The organism is Pseudomonas sp. S2_C03 (assembly GCF_054668405.1).
The window spans coordinates 6124231-6146118 of the sequence record NZ_CP162766.1; the positions used below are offsets into that span (position 1 = coordinate 6124231).

Annotated in this window: 21 protein-coding genes; 13 read left to right on the plus strand and 8 right to left on the minus strand. The window is 61.3% G+C overall.

Going from position 1 to position 21888, the window contains the following annotated elements; translation table 11 throughout:
* Positions 1–22 precede the first annotated feature (22 nt).
* The 3 genes from eutC to exaC form a co-directional block, all read right to left on the minus strand.
* Entirely contained in the window at positions 23–859 is an 837-nt protein-coding gene (gene eutC, locus AB4N64_RS28250; protein ID WP_460120524.1) for an ethanolamine ammonia-lyase subunit EutC, read from the minus strand.
* Entirely contained in the window at positions 856–2244 is a 1389-nt protein-coding gene (locus AB4N64_RS28255; RefSeq protein ID WP_460120526.1) for an ethanolamine ammonia-lyase subunit EutB, read from the minus strand. The genes eutC and AB4N64_RS28255 overlap by 4 nt, the downstream gene beginning before the upstream one ends.
* Before the next feature lie 204 nt (positions 2245–2448).
* A complete protein-coding gene (gene exaC, locus AB4N64_RS28260) occupies positions 2449–3969 on the minus strand; it encodes an acetaldehyde dehydrogenase ExaC (RefSeq protein WP_460120528.1) in 1521 nt (506 codons plus the stop codon).
* Between the two features lie 298 nt (positions 3970–4267).
* On the opposite strand from exaC, the gene AB4N64_RS28265 reads away from it, so the two are divergent.
* The 4 genes from AB4N64_RS28265 to AB4N64_RS28280 all read left to right on the plus strand — a co-directional run bounded on the left by AB4N64_RS28265 (position 4268) and on the right by AB4N64_RS28280 (position 8594).
* Entirely contained in the window at positions 4268–6181 is a 1914-nt protein-coding gene (locus AB4N64_RS28265; RefSeq protein WP_460120530.1) for a sigma-54-dependent Fis family transcriptional regulator, read from the plus strand.
* 157 nt (positions 6182–6338) lie between these two features.
* A complete protein-coding gene (gene mpl / locus AB4N64_RS28270) occupies positions 6339–7688 on the plus strand; it encodes a UDP-N-acetylmuramate:L-alanyl-gamma-D-glutamyl-meso-diaminopimelate ligase (protein WP_460120532.1) in 1350 nt (449 codons plus the stop codon).
* Entirely contained in the window at positions 7685–8317 is a 633-nt protein-coding gene (gene ubiX / locus AB4N64_RS28275) for a flavin prenyltransferase UbiX (RefSeq protein ID WP_460120534.1), read from the plus strand. Before mpl ends, ubiX begins: the two co-directional genes overlap by 4 nt.
* Positions 8310–8594, plus strand: a complete 285-nt coding sequence (locus tag AB4N64_RS28280) for a YceK/YidQ family lipoprotein (protein ID WP_460120536.1) — start codon at positions 8310–8312, stop codon at positions 8592–8594. The genes ubiX and AB4N64_RS28280 overlap by 8 nt, the downstream gene beginning before the upstream one ends.
* Positions 8595–8700: 106 nt before the next feature.
* Here the strand turns inward: AB4N64_RS28280 and AB4N64_RS28285 are convergent, their stop codons facing one another.
* The 3 genes from AB4N64_RS28285 to AB4N64_RS28295 form a co-directional block, all read right to left on the minus strand.
* Positions 8701–9342 carry an oxidoreductase gene (locus tag AB4N64_RS28285; RefSeq protein ID WP_460120538.1) on the minus strand — a complete coding sequence of 214 codons (642 nt, stop codon included), beginning with the start codon at positions 9340–9342 and terminating at the stop codon, positions 8701–8703.
* 27 nt (positions 9343–9369) lie between these two features.
* The gene (locus AB4N64_RS28290) at positions 9370–11088 is read right to left on the minus strand and encodes a C13 family peptidase (RefSeq protein ID WP_460120540.1); all 1719 of its coding nucleotides are present in this window, start codon (positions 11086–11088) and stop codon (positions 9370–9372) included.
* A gap of 103 nt (positions 11089–11191) precedes the next feature.
* Complete coding sequence (locus AB4N64_RS28295; RefSeq protein WP_460120542.1) at positions 11192–11647, minus strand: MaoC family dehydratase; 456 nt, start codon at positions 11645–11647, stop codon at positions 11192–11194.
* 183 nt (positions 11648–11830) lie between these two features.
* Here AB4N64_RS28295 and AB4N64_RS28300 point away from each other — a divergent pair, with 183 nt between their 5' ends.
* The 3 genes from AB4N64_RS28300 to AB4N64_RS28310 are packed head-to-tail and all read left to right on the plus strand — an operon-like array spanning position 11831 to position 13507.
* Positions 11831–12193: a CidA/LrgA family protein gene (locus AB4N64_RS28300; protein WP_460120544.1), complete on the plus strand. Its 363-nt coding sequence runs from the start codon at positions 11831–11833 to the stop codon at positions 12191–12193.
* Positions 12190–12906, plus strand: coding sequence for an LrgB family protein (locus AB4N64_RS28305; RefSeq protein ID WP_460120545.1), 717 nt, complete (start codon positions 12190–12192; stop codon positions 12904–12906). The genes AB4N64_RS28300 and AB4N64_RS28305 overlap by 4 nt, the downstream gene beginning before the upstream one ends.
* Before the next feature lie 10 nt (positions 12907–12916).
* The gene (locus AB4N64_RS28310) at positions 12917–13507 is read left to right on the plus strand and encodes an LON peptidase substrate-binding domain-containing protein (RefSeq protein WP_460120547.1); all 591 of its coding nucleotides are present in this window, start codon (positions 12917–12919) and stop codon (positions 13505–13507) included.
* On the opposite strand, the gene AB4N64_RS28315 is transcribed toward AB4N64_RS28310, so the two are convergent.
* Both AB4N64_RS28315 and AB4N64_RS28320 read right to left on the minus strand, forming a co-directional pair.
* Complete coding sequence (locus tag AB4N64_RS28315; RefSeq protein WP_460120549.1) at positions 13508–14824, minus strand: bifunctional DedA family/phosphatase PAP2 family protein; 1317 nt, start codon at positions 14822–14824, stop codon at positions 13508–13510.
* A gap of 147 nt (positions 14825–14971) precedes the next feature.
* On the minus strand, positions 14972–15670 hold the full coding sequence (locus AB4N64_RS28320) for a DNA-3-methyladenine glycosylase (protein ID WP_460126883.1): 699 nt from the start codon (positions 15668–15670) through the stop codon (positions 14972–14974).
* Positions 15671–15857: 187 nt separating this feature from the next.
* Here AB4N64_RS28320 and AB4N64_RS28325 point away from each other — a divergent pair, with 187 nt between their 5' ends.
* The 6 genes from AB4N64_RS28325 (at position 15858) to rodA (ending at position 21883) form a co-directional block, all read left to right on the plus strand.
* On the plus strand, positions 15858–17129 hold the full coding sequence (locus AB4N64_RS28325; protein WP_460120552.1) for a glutamate-5-semialdehyde dehydrogenase: 1272 nt from the start codon (positions 15858–15860) through the stop codon (positions 17127–17129).
* A 1-nt stretch (position 17130) separates the two neighbouring features.
* Positions 17131–17802 (plus strand): nicotinate-nucleotide adenylyltransferase, encoded by a 672-nt coding sequence (nadD, locus tag AB4N64_RS28330; protein ID WP_460120555.1) that lies wholly within the window; start codon positions 17131–17133, stop codon positions 17800–17802.
* A 69-nt stretch (positions 17803–17871) separates the two neighbouring features.
* Positions 17872–18366 (plus strand): ribosome silencing factor, encoded by a 495-nt coding sequence (rsfS, locus tag AB4N64_RS28335; RefSeq protein ID WP_460120557.1) that lies wholly within the window; start codon positions 17872–17874, stop codon positions 18364–18366.
* A 9-nt stretch (positions 18367–18375) separates the two neighbouring features.
* Positions 18376–18843, plus strand: a complete 468-nt coding sequence (gene rlmH / locus AB4N64_RS28340) for a 23S rRNA (pseudouridine(1915)-N(3))-methyltransferase RlmH (protein WP_009051038.1) — start codon at positions 18376–18378, stop codon at positions 18841–18843.
* Between the two features lie 9 nt (positions 18844–18852).
* Positions 18853–20748, plus strand: a complete 1896-nt coding sequence (gene mrdA, locus AB4N64_RS28345; protein WP_460120560.1) for a penicillin-binding protein 2 — start codon at positions 18853–18855, stop codon at positions 20746–20748.
* 31 nt (positions 20749–20779) lie between these two features.
* On the plus strand, positions 20780–21883 hold the full coding sequence (rodA, locus tag AB4N64_RS28350; protein ID WP_460126885.1) for a rod shape-determining protein RodA: 1104 nt from the start codon (positions 20780–20782) through the stop codon (positions 21881–21883).
* The last annotated feature ends 5 nt before the right edge of the window (positions 21884–21888 follow it).

Sequence of the window (21888 nt, forward strand, 5' to 3'; positions counted from 1 at the left end):
CGAAACGCAATGCGGAAACGGTTCAGGTTTTCGGCGTGTCCAGCAGGAAATTACCTTTGATATCCTCTCCCGCGTCCGACGCCAGGGTCGGCACTTGCGCTTCATCCTTGAGATTGACCCCGGACAACTTGCGCCGACAGGCTTCGCGCATCAAATACAGGAGGCGGTGCGCGGCCATGCCGTAACTCAAGCCCTCCAGCCGGACATTGGAAATACAGTTGCGATGGGCGTCGGTCAGGCCGACCTTGGGGGCATAGGTGAAATACAAACCCAGGCTGTCCGGGGAACTGAGCCCAGGGCGTTCGCCGATCAGAATCACCACCATTTTTGCACCCAGCAATTCGCCGATCTCATCGGCCACCGCAACCCGTCCCTGCTCGACCAGCACCACGGGTGCCACCGACCAGCCGTCAGCGGCAATCTGTTCTTGTATTCGTGCTAGAAAGGGCACCGCATGCCGGTGAACGGCCAGCGCCGACAGGCCATCGGCGATCACGATGACCAGATCGACACCGCCAGGGTGTGCCACGGCGTGGTCACGCAGAGTCTGCGCGGACTCGTCGCTCAATCTGCGCCCCAAATCAGGGCGTTGCAGGTAGAGGTCGCGATTGTGTGCCGCGCTGTGCAGCAACAAAGTGTTACTTCCACTGTCGGCCAATTGCGCACGCAGCCCAGCATGATCGAAAGCCAGGTGCACGGCGTCCCGGGCCTGGGCATGAGCGTACTGGAATTCCAGTTGCGCGCCAGTTGGCAGGCTGGTGCCGGTACGGCCCAGTGCGATCCTGGCGGGCGTCAGGCGGCGCAATTGCAGCAACGGGTTTTGCGGATCAACCGGCGGATTTTCCATATCGACACTCATCCCAATTGCGCCATGGCCTGGCGGAACGCCGGTGGCAGCTGGCTGCCGAATTCGATCCTGCCGTCCGCCTGGGTGAAGATGCCCATGTTTTTCAGCCATTGTTCGAACTCCGGTCCAGGTTTGAGCCCCAGGGTCTTCCGGGCGTAGAGGGCGTCATGGAACGAGGTGGTCTGGTAGTTGAGCATGATGTCATCAGAACCGGGAATGCCCATGATGAAGTTGATCCCGGCAACACCCAGCAGGGTCAGCAGGGTGTCCATGTCGTCCTGGTCGGCTTCGGCATGGTTGGTGTAGCAGATGTCGCAACCCATGGGCACGCCCAGCAGTTTGCCGCAGAAGTGATCTTCAAGGCCGGCGCGTATGATCTGCTTGCCGTTATAGAGGTACTCCGGGCCGATGAAGCCGACAACGGTGTTCACCAGGAACGGTTTGAAATGGCGTGCGACGGCGTAGGCACGGGTTTCACAAGTTTGTTGATCGACGCCGTGATGGGCGTTGGCCGACAGAGCACTGCCCTGGCCGGTTTCGAAATACATCAGGTTTTGCCCGCCGCGCTTGAGGCTGAGACCGGCGTCATAGCCTTCCTGCAACAGGTTCAAATTGATGCCGAAACTGGCGTTGGCGGCTTGCGTGCCTGCGATTGACTGGAACACCAGGTCCAGCGGAACGCCACGATTGATCGCTTCGATGGACGTGGTGACATGGGTCAGTACGCAGGCTTGTGTCGGGATTTCGTAACGCTGGATGATGGCGTCGAGCATTTCCAGCATCGCGCAGATCGAGGCGATGCTGTCGGTGGCCGGGTTGATGCCAATCATCGCGTCACCGTTGCCGTACAGCAATCCGTCGAGAATGCTCGCGGCAATGCCGGCCGGTTCATCGGTCGGGTGGTTGGGTTGCAGGCGGGTAGACAGGCGTCCGCGCAGGCCCATGGTGCCGCGAAACCGGGTGACCACACGTATTTTCTGCGCGACCAGCACCAGGTCCTGCACGCGCATGATCTTTGACACCGCCGCGACCATCTCGGGTGTCAGGCCGGGGGCAAGGGCGCGCAGGCTCTGTTCGTCGGCTGCATCACTGAGCAACCAATCACGAAATCCGCCGACGGTCAGGTGGCTGACCACGGCGAAGGCGTGTTTGTCGTGGGTGTCGATGATCAGCCGGGTGATTTCATCCGCCTCGTAGGGAATCAACACTTCCTGCAGGAAATGGGTGAGAGGAATGTCCGCCAGGGTCATCTGCGCGGCGACGCGTTCACCATCGTTGAGCGCGGCCACACCGGCCAGAAAGTCCCCCGACCGCGCGGGGCTGGCCTTGGCCATGACCTCCTTGAGGCTTTCGAAGCGATAGGTCTGGGCGCCGATGGAGTGGGTGAACAGGGCCATGGGGCGGTGTCCTCCTGAGATTTGATGTCTTGCCGGGAAAGGGTGTTGCGAACATGCAAGGCTTGAGCCAGAGCCCTCTGACGCCATCGCGGGCAAGCCCGCTCCCACAGTGGATGTGTGAACGACCAAACCCTGTGGGAGCGGGCTTGCCCGCGATGGCTATGGGCGGGGCGACACAAATCTCTGAGTGTCACCCCGAGGTCTTTAGAAGAACCCCAATGGATTGATGTCGTAGCTCACCAGCAGGTTTTTGGTCTGCTGATAGTGATCGAGCATCATTTTGTGGGTTTCACGGCCGACGCCGGACTTTTTGTAACCGCCGAACGCGGCATGCGCCGGGTACAGGTGATAGCAATTGGTCCACACACGACCGGCCTTGATCGCCCGGCCCATGCGATAGGCGCGGTTGATGTCGCGGGTCCACAGGCCGGCACCGAGGCCGAACTCGGTGTCGTTGGCGATGGCCAGGGCTTCGGCTTCGTCCTTGAAGGTGGTAACGCTCACCACCGGGCCAAAGATCTCTTCCTGGAACACGCGCATTTTGTTGGTGCCCTTGAGCAGGGTCGGCTGGATGTAATAGCCGCTCGCCAGGTTGCCCTCGAGTTTTTCCACCTTGCCACCGGTCAGCAACTCTGCGCCCTCGCCCTTGGCGATTTCCAGGTACGAAAGGATTTTATCGAACTGCTGCTCGGAAGCCTGGGCACCAACCATAGTGTCGGTATCGAAGGGGTCGCCGCGCTTGATCTGCAGGACTTTCTTCATCACCACCTGCATGAACTCGTCGTAGATCGACTCCTGCACCAGCGCACGAGAAGGGCAGGTGCAGACTTCGCCCTGGTTGAAGAATGCCAGCACCAGGCCTTCGGCGGCTTTCTCGATGAAGGTCGGTTCAGCCTGCATGATGTCTTCGAAGAAGATGTTCGGCGATTTTCCGCCCAGTTCCACGGTGGACGGGATGATGTTTTCTGCCGCGCATTTCATGATGTGCGAGCCGACCGGGGTCGAGCCGGTGAAGGCGATTTTGGCGATGCGTTTGCTGGTGGCCAGCGCTTCGCCCGCCTCTTTTCCGAAGCCTTGGACGACGTTCAGTACGCCCGGTGGCAGCAGGTCACCGATCAGTTCGACCAGCACGGTGATGCCCAGCGGTGTTTGCTCGGCAGGCTTGAGCACCACGCAGTTGCCGGCAGCCAGGGCCGGAGCGAGTTTCCAGGCGGCCATCAGGATCGGGAAGTTCCACGGGATGATCTGCCCGACCACACCCAAGGGCTCATGGATGTGATAAGCCACGGTGTTGCCGTCGATTTCGGCGGCGCTGCCTTCCTGGGCGCGCAGGCAGCCGGCGAAGTAGCGGAAGTGGTCGGCCGCCAGTGGAATGTCGGCGTTGAGGGTTTCGCGAACAGCTTTACCGTTGTCCCAGCTTTCGGTGAGTGCCAGGGTTTCCAGGTTCTGTTCGATACGGTCGGCGATTTTCAGCAGGATAAGCGAGCGCGCCTGGACGGACGTGGCACCCCACGCATCGGCGGCAGCATGAGCAGCATCCAGGGCTTTGTCGATGTCTTCGGCGGTGGAGCGGGGGAATTCGGCAATCGGTTGGCCATTCACTGGCGAGGTGTTGGTGAAGTATTGACCTTTGACAGGCGCGACGAATTCGCCGCCGATGTAATTACCGTATCTGCTCTTGAACGTGACGATAGCGCCTTCAGTACCGGGGTGAGCGTAACGCATGGTGGGTTCTCCTTGGCTTTTTGTACTTATAAGGAAGTCGCGATTTTTGCGTGTGCATCAAGCGTAGAGCAAAGGTTGGGCCAGCGCCTTGCCACTCAGGTAAATCAATGCGTTGCGCGGTTTTTGTCGGACGGGCGGATGCGCGCTGTGACGCTTTCGATACGTGGCCTGTGACACTTTGTATCGTTTGTGGCGCAGCTTGTGGCGGCGCGGCTTAGCCAGCATTGCATTACGCGACGGTCAGGAGGATGCTCAGGCTCACGCGCCAGGCCCAACCCTGCTGGGAGCACACAAGGAAATGCACGACAACCATTTGAGTCGCCATGCTCAGCAGGTACTGACTGTGAGCCAGGGCAAATCCCACTTGCAGGGACCTGGCAGCGATCCTTCGATTGCCCGCTCCTGGCTACGTTGCCTGGAGGACTATCATCTCGATCCGAGCCTGACCATGGCGCCTACCGTGCTCGAACATGGTCGCCTGCTGGAAAGCCGTGAGCGTCTGCAGCAAGTCCTGCACATCGCCGGTAATGAAATGAGCAGCCTGCATCAGCAACTCTCCGGTGCCGGCCATGCGGTATTGCTCACCGATGCTCGCGGGGTGATCCTTAACTGTGTCACCGCGCCCACCGAACGCAGGATTTTCGAGCGCGCCGGCCTCTGGCTTGGGGCCGACTGGAGCGAAGCCTGCGAAGGCACCAACGGCATCGGCACCTGCCTGGTGGAACGCCAGGCCCTGACCATTCACCAGGACGAACACTTTCGTGGCCGTCATACCGGCCTGACCTGCTCGGCGAGCCCCGTGTTCGATCCTCATGGCGAGCTGTTGGCGGTGCTCGATGTGTCCTCGGCGCGGCACGATGTGTCGCGGCAAAGTCAGTTTCATACCATGGCCCTGGTCAATCTGTCGGCGAAGATGATCGAGAGCTGTTATTTCCTGCGCTACTTCGACAATCAATGGCTGTTGCGTTTTCACCTGCAGGCGGAATCCGTCGGCCTGTTCAGCGAAGGGCTGTTGGCGTTCGACGGCGAAGGCCGGGTCTGCGCCGTCAATCAGAGTGCGCTCAACCTGCTGGGGCATGGTCGCGGCTCTATGCTGGGGCAGCCGGTGGAGGCGTTTTTCGATTGCGCCTTGGACGAGTTGCTGGTCCGCGCGAGTGTGAATGCCAGCGCCAGTTGGCCACTGCGCACCCGTGATGGTCGTAGCCTGTTTGCTCTGTTGCGGGGTCAGCCGCGTAGTCATGCAGTGCCTGTGGCGCCGGTTCCTGCGGTTGCCGAACCGTCGGACGCTGCGGGTATTTGCCTGGGCGATGAACGGTTGCAGGCGGATTTTCGCAAGGCGCTGCGTGTGTTCGTGCGGGACGTGCCCCTGCTGATCAACGGCGAGACCGGTTCCGGCAAAGAGGCGTTCGCCAAGGCCGTGCACCAGGCCAGCCAACGCAGCGACAAGCCCTTCGTCGCGCTCAATTGCGCGGCCATTCCCGAGAGCCTGATCGAAAGCGAGCTGTTCGGCTATCGCGGCGGTAGCTTTACCGGTGCGCGCAAGGAAGGCATGCGCGGCAAGTTGCAGCAGGCCGATGGCGGCACGCTGTTCCTTGATGAGATCGGTGACATGCCGCTGGCGTTGCAGACCCGCTTGCTGCGGGTGCTCGAGGACCGGCAAGTGGTGCCGATTGGCGGCGCGGCGGAGTCGGTCAACGTGCGCATCATCAGCGCGACCCACCGGGATCTGTTGGCGCGGGTGCAGGACGGCAGCTTCCGCGAGGATCTTTATTACCGGCTCAATGGGCTGGAAATCGGTCTGCCGGCCTTGCGTGAACGCAGTGATCGCGCGCAATTGCTCGACTACTTGCTGGCGCAGGAAGCGGGCGGCGAGACGGTACTGATCGATGAGCCCGCTCGGCAAGCGCTGCTTGGGTTCGCCTGGCCCGGCAACGTGCGGCAGATGCGCAATGTGTTGCGCACCCTGGCAGCGCTGTGTGACGGCGGGCGCATCGGCCTTGAGGATTTACCGGCGATGATCCGTCAGGCGAGGCCGGCCGCAGCAGTGCCGGTGCAGGATCCGTCAGGGCAGCCGCTGGAGGACGCCGAGCGGCTGGCGTTGCTCGCTGCGCTGGAGCTGCAACGCTGGCACATGAGCCATACCGCGCAACAGTTGGGCATCAGCCGCAATACCCTCTACCGCAAACTGCGCAAGCACGGTATTTCCCGCTAGATCCCCCTGTAGGAGCGAGCTTGCTCGCGATGGCGATTTCGAGGACGCCATCGCGAGCAAGCTCGCTCCTACAGGGAGGCGGTGCGTCGCAATCGAAACAAAGGTGCGATTTTCCCCTCCCTACGCTAACCTGCGGCCATGTTTTACGAGGTCGACTATGCACATTCATATTCTGGGTATCTGTGGCACTTTCATGGGTTCGATGGCGGTCCTGGCCAAAGAGCTGGGCCATCACGTGACCGGCTCCGATGCCAACGTCTATCCACCGATGAGCACTCAACTGGAGGCCCAGGGCATTGAATTGACCCAAGGCTACGATCCGGCGCAGCTCGACCCGGCTCCCGACCTGGTGGTGATCGGCAACGCCATGTCCCGCGGCAATCCGGCGGTCGAATACGTACTCAACAAAGGCCTGCCTTACGTCTCCGGCCCGCAATGGCTGGCGGACCACGTGCTGCAAGGCCGCTGGGTGTTGGCCGTTGCGGGCACGCACGGCAAAACTACGACCAGCAGCATGCTTGCCTGGGTGCTGGAACACGCCGGCATGAGCCCTGGCTTCCTGATCGGCGGCGTGCCGCAAAACTTCTCTGTGTCGGCGCGACTGGGCGGCACTCCGTTTTTCGTGATCGAAGCCGATGAGTACGACAGTGCGTTTTTCGACAAACGCTCAAAGTTTGTCCACTACCGCCCGCGCACAGCGATCCTGAACAATCTTGAGTTCGATCACGCCGACATCTTCCCCGATCTTCCGGCCATCGAGCGGCAGTTCCATCACTTGGTGCGCACTATCCCGAGCGAAGGCCTGGTGATTCATCCGACCACCGAGCCTGCATTGCAACGTGTCATCGAAATGGGCTGCTGGACCCCGGTCCAGACCACCGGCGCCGGTGGCCTGTGGCAGGTCAAGCTGCTCAGCGAAGACGGTTCGGCTTTCGAAGTGATGTTCGATGGCGTGGTTCAGGGCGCAGTCGAGTGGGATCTGACGGGGCAGCACAACGTCGCCAATGCCTTGGCAACCCTGGCTGCTGCGCGTCATGTTGGCGTGGTGCCGGCCATGGGTATTGCAGCCTTGAGCGCATTCAAGAGCGTGAAGCGGCGCATGGAAAAAGTCGCCGAGGTGCACGGCATCACTATCTACGATGACTTTGCTCACCATCCGACGGCCATCGCCACGACCCTCGACGGCCTGCGCAAGCGCATTGGCGATGCACCGTTGATCGCCATCATCGAGCCGCGTTCCAACTCCATGAAACTCGGTGCCCACCGTGACGGCTTGCCCGAAAGCGTGGTCGATGCCGATCAAGTGATCTGGTATGCGCCCGCCAACCTTGGTTGGGATCTGGGTGCAACGGCAGCCTTGTGCACGGTTCCTTCGATTGTCAGCGATTCGCTGGAAGGCATCATCGCTCGGGTGAAGAGCCAGGCTCAGCCGGGCACGCATGTAGTGATCATGAGCAACGGCGGCTTCGGCGGCCTGCACGGCAAGCTCGCCGAGGCGCTGCAATGAACAACGGCCCTGAGCGCATCACGCTGGCGATGACCGGTGCCTCAGGCGCCCAGTACGGTTTGCGCCTGCTGGACTGCCTGATCCGCGAAGACCGCGAGGTGCATTTCCTGATCTCCAAGGCAGCGCAACTGGTGATGGCCACCGAGACCGACGTTACATTGCCGCCCAAGCCCCAGATGATGCAGGCTTTTCTCAACGAATACACCGGTGCCGCCGACGGGCAGATCCGTGTGTACGGGAAGGAAGATTGGATGTCGCCGGTAGCTTCCGGCTCCGGTAGCCCGGCGGCAATGGTGGTGGTGCCGTGTTCGACCGGAACCCTGTCGGCGATTGCCACCGGCGCCTGCAACAACCTGATCGAGCGTGCTGCCGACGTCACCCTGAAGGAGCGTCGCCAGTTGATCCTGGTGCCCCGTGAAGCGCCGTATTCGAGCATTCACCTGGAGCACATGCTCAAGTTGTCGAACATGGGCGTGACGATCCTGCCGGCCTCGCCTGGGTTCTATCATCAGCCGCAAACCATCGACGACCTGATCGACTTCGTTGTGGCGCGCATTCTCAACCTGCTGAACATTCCGCAGGACATGCTGCCGCGCTGGGGCGAGCACCATCTGAGCAGCGATGAATAAGCTGCTGGCCATTTTGCTTGCGCTGCAACTGACGGGCTGCGCCACGGCGCGTACGCTGGACGCCGCCAAGCCGGGGGCGCCTGTCGTCTATGCCGGGACGCGCCTGGATGTGTATGCGTTGAACGGTGGTTGTTGCGCGATGGACCGTTTTGGCGCCGAGGCACCCAGCTATCCAGGCGTCGATCTGCCGGCCAGTGCTCTGCTCGATACGCTGTTGTTGCCGTTGTCGGTGTTGACGGTGATCGGCGTGAGTTTTCAGGCGACAGGTGGGTTGTAGCGTCTGGCGTTGGATCGGTGTTGCGTCCATCGCGGGCAAGCCCGCTCCTACAGGGCCTTGCAGCGTTCACGACTTGCCCGCGATTGGATTGCATTGGCACCGAAAATCACTTGCCCAACTTGCGCAACTCATCCGACTCGATCACCCGCACCCCATCCTGCTCTTCCAGCGCCAGCCGCCACATCGCGCGAGCCAGTTGGCATGCCTCGATGCCGCGGTATTTGCCAGGAATCAAACGTGACAAGGGACCGGCGAGCTGCTCGGCCAGACGTGGCTCTATACGTTCTCCCAACAACAGGGAAGGTCGGCAGATGGTCAGTTGCGGCCAGTCCTGGGCGCGCAATGCCTGTTCCATTTCTCCTTTGACCCGGTTGTAGAAAACAGATGAATTGGGATCGGCCCCGATGGCGCTGATCACGATCAAATGGCGTGCGCCCATTTCCCGCGCCCGTTTGGCAAAGGCCACCACCATGTCCAGATCGACCGCGCGGAACGCCTGTTCGGAGCCCGCCTGCTTGATCGTGGTACCCAGGCAGCAGTACGCGATGTCGACGCGGCCGTTGAGCTGCGGCAGGAATACCGCCGGGTCACCGACCGGGTTTTCCAGGTGAGGGTGCTCGGCCAGTGGGCGGCGCGAAGGGGCCAAAACGCGCGTGATGGTCGGCTCGTTGAGCAGGCGATCAAGCAAGTGCTCACCGGTCAGCCCGGTAGCTCCGGCAAGCAATACATGCTGAGGCGTCAAGTACATAGTGTGTCTCCCTTGATACTGTTCAGCTTAGTTGCTCTTTGCATCCTCGCTGCTGATAGAGACACTTTGTAGTGCTTTTCGTGCCTGCTGTTTGCGCAGCAGTTGCCAGTGCGAGAGTACGGTCTTGGGCGCCCAGATCTGAGGTTCGGACGCTTCGAAGCCGTCCGCCAGTTCTCGTTCGGCCACGGTGGCCTTGGCCAGCTTGAAAGCCTGTTCCAGGTCGTCGGTCTGGTTCAGGGCCTGGGCGAAAAGCGCATCGCCGAAATACGTGAAGTTGGCTTCTTCCGAGCAGCCGAAGGACACGCGATCAGCCCGCGAAGCGGTCATGATCAGGGTGCGTTCGTCCTTGAGGGCAGGGATGAATCCGCCGGAGTAACAGGACGAAATGACAATGACCTTGTCGCGGCTTTTCAGCGGGGCGAGCACGGCGGCAAGTTCGTCGGCCGGCAGGTCGGCCAGCTCCATGCGCGGCTGATCGAGCACCAGTTCGTGCTCGCTGGTGCCGTGGCTGGTCAGGTAGATGAAGATCACGTCTTCGGGCCCGCTGCGTTCGGCCAGCGTCAGGGCGGCGCGGCGCAGGTTCTCCCGAGTCGCCATCGGTCGGTCGACAAGATGGTCGCGATGATTGACCAGGCGGATCTGGCCAAACGCGCCAAAACGGCTGGCGAGCATGTTGCTGACATAATCGGATTCGCGCAGGAACACGCTCTGCTTGCCGTCGCCGCCGAGCGTCAGCGTATACAACTCAACCGCAGAGGTGGAGGCGGGCACATTGGCCAGCGCATTCTCCAGCAGGCGACCCTGGGCCAGCAGGCCAAGTTCGAGGCTGTCGGGCAGCAATTTGCCATCGGCATCGCGTACCCGTTGGCCGTTGGCCCACGTGCCGCTTTGTACGGTGCCGTCGGTCAATACCAGCGTTCCGCGACCGTTGTAGCTGTCACCCTCGAACTGGCCGATGTAGAAGCTGCCATCAGACAGGTTCAGTCGACCCTGGCCGCTGAAGCGCCAGTCACTGAACTGACCGATGTAGTGGCTGCCATCGGCGCCGATGAGTTCGCCTTTGCCGTTGAGCGCGCCTTCTTTGAACTGGCCAAGCCAGACATCGCCGTCGGCGTTCTCGTAGCGGCCCTTGCCGTGTAACTGGTTGTTCTTGAACCCGCCAACGTAGATGTCGCCATCCGCGCTGTTGAAGGTCCCGTTGCCTTCCAGTTGGCCATCCTTGAAGTGGCCGGTGAACTGATTGCCACTGCCGTCGCCGCGCTGGCCTTCGCCGTTGGGTTTGCCATGGGCGAACTGACCCTGGTAGGAACTGCCGTCATCGAGTTCGAGGCGCCCTAATCCGGAATATTGATCGGCCTTGAATTCCCCGCGGTAGGTCATGCCATTTTCTTTGAGGTGGCCTTCGCCGTCGCGCCGACCTGCCTTGAAACCGCCGGTGTAGCTGCTGGCGCTGGTGGTCAGCGTGCCTTGGCCATCGAACAACCCCTGGTTGAAATTGCCACGGTAGACTTCGCCGTTGCTGCCGTGCCATTCGCCCTGGCCATGCCATTGGCCTTTGTCGAAGCTGCCGGCGTACCAGCTGCCGTTCGGGTAATCGACACGCCCCTGGCCTTGCAGCAACCCGTCGACCAGGTCACCGCGATAGCGTCCGCCGTCCGGCAGGCGAGCGTCGGGAGGCATCAGCGATTCGCCGTTGCCGCAAGCGGTGAGCATCAGGGTCAGGGTAAGCAGTGCAAGTGAGCGCATAGCGGGATCCGGGCAATTAGGCGACCGAGTATGCCGCAGCTCTATGTCTCATATATAGAGAGAGGTCGCGAAACAGCATGTGCTGCTTCGCATCTCGCAGGTTTTACACGAAGCACAGGGACAGCGGCTCGGCGATGTAGGCCGGTTTTTCCGAACCTTCGATCTCCAGGGTGGCGGTGGCCTTGAGCAGCCATTGGCCGGGTTTTTTCTCGGTGACCTCGGTCAGGTCAACCTTGAGCCGCACTTTTGAGTCGACCTTGACCGGCTGGATGAAGCGCACGCTGTCCAGGCCATAATTGACCACCATCTTCAGGCCTTGCGGCAGGACGAGGATGTCTTCCATCAATTTGGGAATCAGCGACAGCGACAGGAAACCGTGGGCGATGGTGCTGCCAAAGGGCGTTTGCGCGGCCTTGACCGGATCGACGTGGATGAACTGATAGTCTCCAGTGGCTTCGGCGAACAGGTTGATGCGCTCCTGGTCGATGGTGAGCCATTCGGAACGTCCAAGTTCCTTGCCGACATAGTCTTTAAGCTCTGCAACGGGAACGTAGGGCATTGAGACTCTCCTTGTATTCATCGGTTTTATAGTTTTGTCGGGGGGGAGATTTGACCTCCCGGAATACCACTGTAGATCACCATGAGCCAATGCTGCGGTCAACCGACCATGCTTTTGGCGAATGCCGGTCCATAGCGCTGGCATGCTTATAATGCCGGGCACGAATTTGCGGGGAGAAGACGGATGTTGTTACGCGGCCTGACGTGGCTTGTGTTGTTCCAATTGTTGGGCACAGCCATCAATCATTTGTGTGTGCCGGTGTTGCCGGGGCCGATCATCGGCCTGTTGCTCTTGCTGATGTTCCTGATCGTACGGGGACAGGTGGGCGAGCCGCTGAGCCAGGCCGCCAGCAGCCTGTTGCGTTACCTGCCGTTGCTGCTGGTGCCGCCCGCCGTGGGTGTAATGGTTTATGCCAGTGACATTGCCGCAGACTTCTGGGCGATTGTCGGCGCGCTGGTGTTGTCGCTGCTGTTGTCCATGGCGTTCGCCGGTGTGCTGATGCAACGCATGGTCAAGCGTCATGCGCACCGCGAGGACGTGCAATGATTCTTGACTGGCAAGGCGCGTGGGCGTCGGTGATCCATCATCCACTGTTCGGCATCGGCATCACCCTGGGCGCCTACCAATTGGTGCTGGCGGCATTCGAGAAAACTCGCTGGATCTTCCTGCAGCCGGTGCTGGTCTCGATGCTGCTGGTCATCGGTGTGCTGGTGGGCTGCGGCCTGACCTACGCCGAATATCGCAAGAGCACCGAGATCCTCAGTATTTTGCTCGGTCCCGCCACTGTGGCGCTGGCCGTGCCGCTCTACCTCAACCTGCGACGGATTCGCCAGTTGTTCTGGCCGATATTTACTACGCTGGTGATAGGCGGAGTGGTCGCCACCAGCATGGGTGTGCTGTTGGGCTGGTGGTTCGGCGCCGAGCACATGATCCTCATGACCATGGCACCCAAGTCGGTGACGTCGCCGATTGCCATGCTGGTGGCGGAACAGATCGGCGGGGTCGCGGCGCTGGCAGCCGTGTTCGTGTTGATCACCGGCGTGATCGGCGCCATCTTCGGACCGAGTCTGTTGACCCGACTCGGTGTCCACAGCCCGGAAGCACGCGGCATGGCGCTGGGCATGACCGCCCATGCGGTAGGCACGGCAGTGGCCATGCAGGAAAACGAAGAGTGCGGTGCCTTCGCGGCACTGGCGATGAGTCTGATGGGTGTGGCCACGGCGGTTCTGCTGCCACTGGCAGTGTCGATGGTGGTGTAAGGAAATGTCTATGAGCCTGCCGCTTTTTCCGCTGAACACGGTGCTGTTTCCAGGTTGCATCCTCGACTTGCAGATTTTCGAGGCGCGTTATCTGGACATGATCAGCCGCTGCATGAAACAGGGCGGCGGCTTTGGCGTGGTATGCATCCTCGACGGCGAGGAGGTCGGCATCGCTCCGGCGGGCTATGCGCTGGTCGGCTGTGAGGCGTTGATCACCGATTTCAAGCAGCAGGACAACGGCCTGCTGGGCATTCGCGTGCAGGGGGGACGGCGTTTCCATGTATTACGCACCGAGGTCCAGCGCGACCAGTTGACCGTCGCTGACGTCGAGTGGCTGGAGGACGAGCCCGAACAACCCTTGCAGGATGAAGACGCTGATCTGGTCGCCTTACTCAAGGCGTTGGCCGAACACCCGATGGTCGAAGCGCTGAACATGGGCACCGAGGCGAGCGGGCAGCAATCGCTGGCCAATCAATTGGCGTATTTACTGCCATTTGCCGAAGTCGACAAAATCGACCTGCTGCAACTGGATGATCCGCAGCAACGCCTGGATGCGATCCAGGCATTGTTGGACGAATTGCAGGGTGAGTTGTTTGCCTGATCAGTAGGCATATCGCAGCATTGCATGCGGCAAGTGCCGTAACGCAAAGAACCCGAATAATGCCAACATCGCTGGCAGCACCAGCCACCAGATCCTGGGAGGCATGGCATCGAGGGGCGTTTGCCGTTGAATCAATCCCAGGGTCGCCGCGCAGACGCACGCTGCCAGCATCGCTCCCGCCAGCACATCCGTTGGCCAGTGCGCCCCCAGATAGACTCGGGACAGGGCGATCGCCAGCGCCGGCAGGCATCCGAGCAGCAACCAGGTCAAGCGCATACGTGGCGGTTGGCCGCGACCGGCCAGCACCGCCAGTGTCAGAAACAACGCAAAAGAACCCGAGGCATGGCCGCTGGGCATGCTGTAGCTCGTCAGCGGATCACTCAACACCTCCGGGCGGACGCGGGCGAAAAACTGTTTGGTGAAGGTGTTGCCCAATGCGGTGATCAACAGGGTGCTGCCGGCAAAGATCGCCTGCCGCCATTGCCGGGTGACCACCAGCAAAGCGGTCAGCAGGGCGCTGAACAGTAGCATGTTGCGAAACTCGCCGATCAGCGTGAAGGTGACGGCAACTTCGTCCAGTGAAGGGCTGCGGTGTTCCTGCACCAGCGTCATCACGCCCTGATCAAGGGCGGTCAGGTGTGGATAGCCGATGAACAGGCCCGCCAGGATCAGCAGGCTCATACCGCTGATCAGGATTGTCGCCTTGCGGTGGCGACGCAGGCTGCTGGTGACACTCAAGCCGATCATCACCGCGATACTGCCGGCGACAATCCCCGCTTCAGGCCAGAAGCCTTCCGGCAGCGGCAAGCGAATGGCCGCGCCCGTGGCCCAGCCCGGCAGCAAATAGGCCACGCTCCAGCCAGCCGCCGCCAGCAGGCTGACGGCGGCAAAGCGCGGGAAGGGCATGTCGAACATGCCGGCGACCATGGGCAGCATTGGGCGCAAGGGGCCGATGAAGCGTCCTACCAGGAGGCTGGCGATGCCATAACGCTGGAAATAGGTTTCGGCCCCGGCGATCCATTCCGGGTGATGACGCAGGCCAGGCAAGCGCCGGATATTCTGGTGAAAGTGGCGCCCGACGAAGTAGGACACGACATCGCCCAACACCCCGGCGACGAACCCCAGCAGCAAGGTTTCGCTCAGCGACAGTGCGCCGCTGCCGGCGAGCACGGCGACCGCGAACAGCAACACCGTGCCGGGAACGATCAGCCCGGCAATGGCCAGGCATTCCACAAAAGCCACAATGAACACGGCCGCGGCCAGCCACTGCGGGTTTGCCGCGAGCCATCCGGTCACGCTATCGAGCCATGGGCCCATAAAGACAACTCCATCGATTGTTTTATATGCATCGGCACACCCTGTAGGAGCGAGCTTGCTCGCGATGGCGGTGTGTCAGCGATTGGGTCAGTGACTGGCACTGCGCTTCGCGAGCGAGCTCGCTCCTAAAGGGGAGCGTTGTTCAATTCAAGAAACCAGAAAATAATCGCGACCTTCGACCTGCCCCCGTCGCAGCGGGTTCCGCGTGCAATACGGCGCATAGGCGGCATCGACGAAGCGGTACATCAAATGCTCGTCGCGGCCTTGGGGGATGCCCAGGCGGGCAGTCTGGATAATATGGCCCGACAGCGGGCCGACATCCTCCACCAGCAGTACCTCATGATCAAAGCGTTTGGCGTCCCACACCGGCACCTTCAAACCCAGCGCCTTGCACAGCAGCGTTTGACCGGCGCAGAGTTTTTGCGACGGGCGCGGGCGACCCTGGGCGTCGGGGTTGTTCAACAACATCTGCGCCAGGCTGTTCGGGCCGCTTATCTCATCGACCCACGGATAGGCTGATTTGATCAGTACCGCGTTGCCGGGCCCCTTCGCGCTGAAGTTCAGCGAGTCGCCGCCGCGGGCGTAGTACATATAGATGTGCCCGCCATCCAGAAACAAAGCCTTACGCTTTTCTGTATAGCCGAGGGAGGCATGACTGCCTTTTTCCTCGAAGTAATACGCCTCGGTCTCGATAATGCGGGCGCTGAGCCACACATCGCCCACTCGGTGACGAATGATTTTGCTGAGCAGGTCTCGGGCGAGCGTCTGCGCGTCCCGGTCGAAGAATGAGTCTGGCAGCCCGATGGGCAGGCGCGCCGTGGGCTCACTAGCAGTCAGGTTGGACATGATCTTGGTGTGTGCCAGGGCTGAGTGAGCCGCGATGATAACAATTTGCAGCTTAATCACGGCTGAACATCGGCAAATGGTCCTCGATTTTGACCATCCGCCCGTCACCGCTGTTAGTCAGTGGACGCGACAGCTATAATCTGCCGCTTTCTCTTTACCAAGACCTTTGCCAAGACTGCCATCGACCATGACTGAGTCCGTTCTCGACTACATGACCCGCCTGGGACGCGCTGCCCGCGAAGCGTCGCGCATCATCGGCCGTGCCAGCACCGCGCAGAAAAACCGCGCCCTGCAGGCCGCCGCCAATGCGCTGGACGCTGCCCGTGCAGAGCTTGCGGCCGCCAATGAGCTGGATCTCGCGGCAGGGCGTGCCAATGGTCTTGAGCCTGCGTTGCTGGAGCGGCTGGCGCTGACCCCTGAGCGAATCGACGGCATGATCGTCGGTTTGCGCCAGGTCGCCGCATTGCCAGACCCGGTCGGAGCCATTCGTGACATGAGCTTCCGTCCGTCGGGGATCCAGGTCGGCAAGATGCGCGTGCCGCTGGGTGTGATTGGCATCATCTACGAATCGCGGCCCAATGTGACCATCGACGCCGCCAGCCTTTGCCTGAAATCTGGCAATGCCACCATCCTGCGTGGCGGTTCCGAAGCCATTCACTCCAATCGTGCCATCGCCGCCTGCATCCAGCGTGGCCTGGCCGAGGCCGACTTGCCGGCGGCTGTCGTGCAAGTGGTCGAAACCACCGACCGCGCCGCCGTCGGCGCGCTGATCAGCATGCCTGAATACGTCGACGTCATCGTGCCCCGTGGTGGCCGTGGCCTGATCGAGCGCGTCAGTCGCGATGCCCGTGTTCCGGTGATCAAGCACCTGGACGGGATCTGCCACGTCTATGTCAGTGCCCACGCCGACCTGCCGAAAGCCCAGCGCATTGCCTTCAATGCCAAGACTTATCGCTATGGCATTTGCGGCGCGATGGAAACCTTGCTGGTGGATCAAGCCATTGCCAGGGATTTCTTGCCGGCCATGGCGGCGCAGTTCCGCGAAAAAGGCGTCGAGTTGCGCGGCTGCGAACGCACCCGGACGATCATCGATGCGGCTGTGGCCAGCGAGGAAGACTGGCACACCGAATACCTGGCTCCGATCCTCTCGATCCGCGTGGTCGACGGGCTGGACCAGGCCATCGAGCACATCAACCACTATGGCTCGCACCACACTGACTCGATTGTCAGCGAACACCAGGGCGACACCCGCCGTTTCGTGGCTGAAGTCGACTCGTCGTCGGTGATGATCAACACCCCGACCTGCTTCGCCGATGGCTTCGAATACGGATTGGGTGCGGAGATTGGCATTTCTACTGATAAGCTGCACGCCCGCGGCCCGGTCGGTCTTGAAGGCCTGACCTGCGAGAAGTACGTCGTGGTCGGTGACGGCCAGTTGCGCGGCCAGGCGTCGTCCTGACTTGAGCAACCTCAAACCGTCGGCCGCTGCGCCGCGACGCATCGGCGTACTGGGCGGCACATTTGACCCGGTGCATATCGGCCACTTGCGTGGTGCACTGGAAGTCGCCGAATCGCTGGCGCTCGATGAGTTGCGACTGACACCCAGTGCCAGGCCGCCTCATCGGGACACCCCGCAGGTGTCGGCGAAAGACCGTCTGGCGATGGTCGAGTGCGCGGTGGCCGGTGTGGCGCCGCTGGTGGTGGACGCCCGCGAATTGCAGCGGGACAAACCGTCCTACACCATTGATACCCTGGAACTGATGCGGGCGGAGCTCGCCGTGCAGGACCAGGTTTTTCTGCTTCTGGGCTGGGACGCTTTTTGCGGACTGCCCACTTGGCATCGCTGGGACGAATTGCTCCAGCATTGCCACATCCTGGTGTTGCAACGCCCGGATGCCGACAGCGAACCGCCGGACGCCTTGCGCAACCTGCTGGCGGCGCGTTCGGTGAGCGACCCGCTGGCCCTGAAGGGGCCGAGCGGACAGATTGCATTCGTCTGGCAGACGCCGCTTGCGGTATCCGCCACCCAGATCCGTCAACTGCTGGCCAGCGGTAAGTCGGTACGTTTCCTGGTGCCCGACGCGGTCCTGGCCTACATCGATGCGCACGGTCTGTACCGTGCGTCGAACTGAAAAAGGGTGCGTTTCAAGGCACGTGAATGCGTGTGAAACGCCCGAACATACGAGCAAAACGAGTTTTATATGACTGACAAAGACGTAGCTAAAGTTAAGCGCAAAGGCACATTCAAAAGCGCTCCGTTGCCGGTAGAGGCTCACACTGGCGAATTGCTGGCCGGTGCAGAACTGGTCAAGGTTGCCGTGGCAGCCCTGGAAGACGTGAAGGCCCAGGACATCCAGGTCATCGACGTTCGCGACAAGCAGAGCATCACCGACTACATGATCATCGCCACCGGTACCTCCAACCGCCAGATCGGCGCGATGCTGGACAAGGTCCGCGAAGCGGTCAAGGCTCAGGGCGTCAAGCCATTGGGCGAAGAAGGCAAGGGCGACAGCGACTGGGTGTTGCTGGATATGGACGACGTGATCGTACACATGATGACTGCCTCGGCTCGCCAGTTCTATGACCTGGAGCGCCTGTGGGCCGGTGCCGAGCAGAGCCGTTCGGCCAGTGGCGCGCACCACAGCCCGGAAAATCCGCACGAGCACTTCACCAAGCTCAACAAAGACCAGCAGTAAGGGCCCGCTGTGCGACTGCGACTGATCGCCGTCGGTTCACGCATGCCCAAATGGGTGGAAGAAGGCTGGCATGAATATGCCAAGCGGCTTCCGTCCGAACTGGCGCTGGAACTGGTGGAAATACCGCTCAACACCCGCGGCAAGAACGCCGACGTGGCGCGCTTCATCCGTCAGGAAGGCGAAGCCATGCTGGCCAAGGTCGGCCAGAACGAGCGGATCGTCACCCTCGAAGTCCACGGCAAGCCCTGGAGCACCGAGCAGTTGGCGGTCGAACTCGATCGCTGGCGGCTGGACTCGCGCACGGTGAATTTCATGGTCGGCGGCCCGGAAGGGCTGGCGCCGGAAGTCTGTGCGCGGGCGGATCAGCGTTGGTCTTTGTCGCCCTTGACGTTGCCGCACCCGCTGGTGCGGATTCTGATTGGCGAACAGCTGTACCGTGCCTGGACAGTCCTGTCCGGCCACCCTTACCACAAGTAGTTCTGCCTCATGTCCCAGCCGATCCGCATCAAGGACCACGAAAAAGACGCCCGTCTGGTGCGTGGCCGCGTCGTGTTCGGGGCTATTGCGGTGGTGGCGCTGATCGGCGTGCTGATTGCGCGCCTGTATTTTCTTCAGGTGATCCAGTACGACTACCACTCGACCCTGTCGGAAAACAACCGCGTCCATGTGCAGCCGATTCCGCCTACCCGTGGGTTGATCTTCGACCGCAACGGCGTGGTGGTCGCCGATAACCGGCCCAGCTTCAGCCTGAGCATGACCCGCGAGCGCTCCGGCGACTGGCAGCAAGTGCTCGACGTGATCGTCGAAGTGCTGGAGCTGACACCCGAGGACCGGGTGATCTTCGAGAAACGCATGCGCCAGGGGCGTCGGCCATTCGAGCCGGTGCCGATCCTGTTCGAGCTGACCGAGGAGCAGATTGCCCGCATCGCCGTGAACCAGTTCCGCCTGCCGGGTGTTGAAGTGGTTGCACAACTGGTCCGGCATTACCCGCAGGGCGCACACTTTGCGCATTCGGTGGGCTACATGGGGCGGATCAACGAGAAAGAACTCAAGTCCCTCGATCCGGTCAACTACAGTGGTACCCATCACATCGGCAAGACTGGCATCGAGCGTTTCTACGAGCCGGAGCTGCACGGCCAGGTGGGTTACGAGGAAGTCGAGACCAACGCCCGGGGCCGCGTCTTGCGGGTGCTCAAGCGTACCGATCCGATTCCTGGCAAAGACATCGTCCTGAGCCTGGACATCAAATTGCAGGAAGCGGCCGAGGCGGCCCTCGGCGGTCGCCGTGGTGCGGTGGTGGCGCTGGATCCGGCCACGGGTGAAGTGCTGGCGATGGTCAGCCAACCGAGTTTCGACCCCAACCTGTTTGTCACTGGCATCAGCTTCAAGGCCTACGCCGAGCTGCGCGATTCCATCGACCGGCCGCTGTTCAACCGGGTGCTGCGCGGTCTGTATCCGCCGGGTTCGACCATCAAACCGGCGGTAGCCATTGCTGGCCTGGACGCGGGCGTGGTCACCGCATCGTCCCGGGTTTTCGATCCGGGTTATTACCAGTTGCCCAATTACGACCACAAATACCGTAACTGGAACCGCACCGGTGATGGCTATGTCGACCTGGATACCGCGATCATGCGGTCCAACGACACCTACTTCTATGACCTGGCACACAAACTTGGGATCGATCGCCTGTCGGCGTACATGACCAAGTTCGGCATCGGCCAGAAAGTCTCGCTGGACATGTTTGAAGAGTCGCCGGGGTTGATGCCTTCCCGCGAGTGGAAGCGTGCAACCCGTCGTCAGGCCTGGTTCCCGGGCGAAACACTGATTCTCGGAATCGGCCAGGGCTACATGCAGTCCACACCGCTGCAACTGGCGCAGGCCACGGCGCTGGTGGCCAACAAAGGCGTATGGAACCGTCCGCACCTGGCCAAGACCGTGGAAGGTGAAAGGCCCAAGGATGACAACCCGATGCCGGACATCATCCTGCGCGACCCGTCCGACTGGACCAAGGTCAATCACGGCATGCAACAGGTGATGCACGGCGCCCGCGGGACGGCGCGCAAGGCTTCGATCGGCGCGCAATACCGGATTGCCGGCAAGAGTGGTACGGCCCAGGTGGTCGCGATCAAACAGGGCGAAAAATATGACCGTTCCAAGGTTCAGGAGCGCCATCGCGACCACGCCCTGTTCGTAGGCTTCGCCCCGGCGGATAACCCCAAAATCGTGGTGTCGGTGATGGTCGAGAACGGCGAGTCCGGTTCCGGCGTCGCCGCTCCCGTGGTGCGTCAAGTGATGGACGCCTGGCTGCTGGACCAGGACGGTCGGTTGAAAGCCGAATACGCCAGCCCTATCAGTGCGGAGGCTACGGCCCGTGAAGAGTAATTTCGACCGCATCCTCTCCAGCGAGGATGTGATGCGTCGCCGTGCGACGCTGTTGCAACGCATGCACATCGATGGCCCGTTGCTGATTTTGCTGCTGACCCTGGCTGCCGGCAGCCTGTTCGTGCTGTATTCGGCCAGCGGCAAGAGTTGGGACCTGCTGGCCAAGCAGGCGACTTCGTTCGGTATCGGCCTCACCTCCATGATCATCATCGCCCAGTTCGAACCGCGCTTCATGGCGCGCTGGGTGCCGCTGGGTTATGTCGCCGGCGTATTGCTGCTGCTGGTGGTGGACATCATGGGGCACAACGCCATGGGTGCGACTCGCTGGATCAACATCCCCGGGGTGATCCGCTTCCAGCCTTCCGAATTCATGAAGATCCTGATGCCGGCAACGATTGCCTGGTACTTGTCCAAGCGCACTTTACCGCCGCAGCTCAAGCATGTGGGGGTGAGCCTGATGTTGATCGGTGTGCCGTTCATCCTGATCGTGCGCCAGCCAGACCTTGGCACGTCCCTGTTGATTCTGGCGGGCGGTGCGTTCGTGTTGTTCATGGGCGGGCTGCGCTGGCGCTGGATTCTCAGCGTACTCGCGGCGACGGTGCCAGTAGCGGTCGCCATGTGGTTTTTCGTCATGCACGACTACCAGAAGCAGCGCGTGCTGACCTTCCTCGATCCGGAAAGCGATCCGTTGGGCACCGGCTGGAACATCATTCAGTCGAAGGCGGCCATCGGTTCCGGCGGTGTATTCGGCAAGGGTTGGCTGCTGGGCACCCAGTCGCACCTGGACTTTCTCCCGGAAAGCCACACCGACTTCATCATCGCGGTGTTGGGTGAGGAGTTCGGCCTGGTGGGCATCTGTGCGTTGCTGCTGATCTATCTGTTGCTGATCGGCCGCGGACTGGTGATTACCGCCCAGGCGCAGACCCTGTTCGGCAAGTTGCTCGCGGGCGCCTTGACCATGACCTTTTTTGTTTATGTTTTCGTCAATATCGGTATGGTCAGTGGCCTGCTGCCGGTGGTGGGGGTGCCGTTGCCGTTCATTAGCTACGGAGGAACTTCGCTGGTGACGCTGCTGTCAGCGTTTGGGGTTTTGATGTCGATCCATACCCATCGCAAGTGGATCGCACAAGTTTGAATAAG